Here is a 350-nt window from a genome sequence, read left to right on the forward strand (position 1 = left end):
ACTAATTAGAGAGGATGCATGGAGCCTGTAAAGGATAGGTATAGTATTGATAATACTGATTATACCGTAGGACAAGATAATGTTCAGAAATGGGGTTTTGATGTTCATAACCCTGTATTTGGAATCAGCGCTGGGGCGATAATTGCTTTCCTGATTGCGCTTTTGGTTGCAGAACCTGAAACAGCTAAAGCGGCACTTGATGGCGTTAAGTGGAAAGTCATCGGTAACTTCGATGGTTTCTTTATGTGGGCTGCGAACCTTTTCGTATTTTTCTGTTTTGTCCTCATTATCTCCCCTTACGGAAAGATACGTATAGGTGGCGATGATGCTAAAGCAGAGCACTCTAATCT

1 protein-coding gene is annotated in these 350 nt (G+C 41.7%); it reads left to right on the forward strand.

From position 1 onward, the window contains the following. Positions 1 to 18: 18 nt before the first annotated feature. Positions 19 to 350 (forward strand): BCCT family transporter (locus AB4653_RS29065; protein ID WP_372106104.1); only part of this gene is annotated, 332 nt, incomplete at its 3' end.

Source organism: Vibrio sp. 10N.222.48.A3, assembly GCF_041475345.1.
In the GTDB taxonomy this organism is placed as follows: Bacteria; Pseudomonadota; Gammaproteobacteria; order Enterobacterales; family Vibrionaceae; genus Vibrio; species Vibrio tasmaniensis_A.